We start from the raw sequence: 1,626 nt of genomic DNA on the forward strand, positions 1-1,626 counted from the left end.
AACGAAACGATAAAGAAATTTGGGTTTAAAGAGAATATTGAGGACAATTGCGTATTCGCAAAGTTTAAGAAAGGGAAATACATTTTCCTTGTACTGTATGTGGACGATATCCTACTGGCAAGTAATGATATTAGTCTATTACTAGAAACAAAGAAATTCTTGTCCTCTAACTTTGACATGAAAGATCTCGGTGAGGCTTCCTTTGTTTTAGGAATTGAGATTCATCGAGACAGAAGAAATGGGGTTCTAGGATTGTCACAGAAGACATACCTAGAAAAGATTTTAGAGAGATATAATATGCAGAAAAGTAATCCTACTCCTGCTCCGATAGTCAAGGGTGATAGATTTGGGAAATTCCAATGTCCCCAGAATGAATATGAAAGACAACAGATGAAAGCGGTACCGTATTCTTCGGCTCTTGGGAGCTTGTCTTATGCACAGACGTGCACTCGCCCTGACTTAGCCTTTGTCACAAACGTGCTAAGCAGATATCAAGAAGAACCAGGAATAGAACATTGGAAACTGGTGAAGAAAGCTTTCCGTTATGTGCAAGGCACGAAAGGTCTCATGCTGACTTACAGAAGATCTGATTCCCTAGAGATTAAAGGGTATGCAGATGCAGATTATGCTGGAGATGAAGATGACAGAAAATCCACGACAGGTTACATCTTCATGCTTGCTGAAGGAGCTATTTCGTGGAGAAGCTCAAAGCAACCAGTTACAGCATCATCAACGATGTATGCTGAGTTCATAGCATGTTATGAGGCCTCGACGCAGGTAGAATGGCTAAAGAAATTCGTACCCGATTTACGAATTGTGGATAGCATAGAAAGACCATTAAAGATGTACTGCGATAACCAGCCTGCAGTATTCTATGCCCACAACAACAAAAGAAGTACGGCTACCAAGCCGATACAAGTAAGATTTTATTCGATAAAAGATAGAATCCAGGATCACACCATAAGTCTCGAGCATATGAGATCAAAGAATATGCTTGCGGATCCGCTAACGAAAGGCCTACCACCCAATGTGTTCAAGGAACACTTAGCCGGTATGGGTTTAAGGGAAAGCCTATGATTCCTGGATTAGAAGGCCCGATAAGATATAAGAATTCGTTTCTGAATAGAGGCGTGTACGGTGGCTATTGATTCTATCGATAAAGAATCGTGACGATGAGGTAAGCTCTGTACATAAATCTAAGATGAGATGAAAGATATACTGGAAAAGAAAATAAAATAAAGAGTGAGATCAAGGGGGAGATTGTTAGGTTGATCTCCTCAGCCCCAAAAGGCCCAAAGGCCTTTGGGCCTTGATCTGCGCCCTGATCGGGGGCGCCCAACCCTAATGGTTGGTGGGCCCCTGTCGCCAGCGCTATATAGAGAGAGGGGTGGGGGCCACGGCTCGGATCACGAAGTTGTACTGAGTACCAACTCCACCTACACTCAAACCCTAGACCGATCTAGAGGGTTAGCGCTACGGCGGCGGGAAGCTCCACCACACCCTTCATCGCCGTCCCCGGCCAAAGCCGGTGGCGCCCTGAAGGACGTCGTGACCTACTGCGTCGAGCTACGGCTTCAACCTCTACACCGACCGTCGCTGCCCGTGCGCAGCCTCCATCGACGAACG

At 45.2% G+C, this 1,626-nt stretch carries 1 protein-coding gene; it reads left to right on the forward strand.

The genetic code is table 11. The annotated features are described in order from the left end of the window. A partial coding sequence (locus FA727_RS25605) for a Ty1/Copia family ribonuclease HI (protein ID WP_136833908.1) occupies positions 1-1,077 on the forward strand: 1,077 nt, incomplete at its 5' end. Positions 1,078-1,626: the final 549 nt, after the last annotated feature.

Origin of the sequence: Robertmurraya kyonggiensis (assembly GCF_005116465.1) — a bacterium.
In the GTDB taxonomy this organism is placed as follows: Bacteria; Bacillota; Bacilli; order Bacillales; family Cytobacillaceae; genus Robertmurraya; species Robertmurraya kyonggiensis.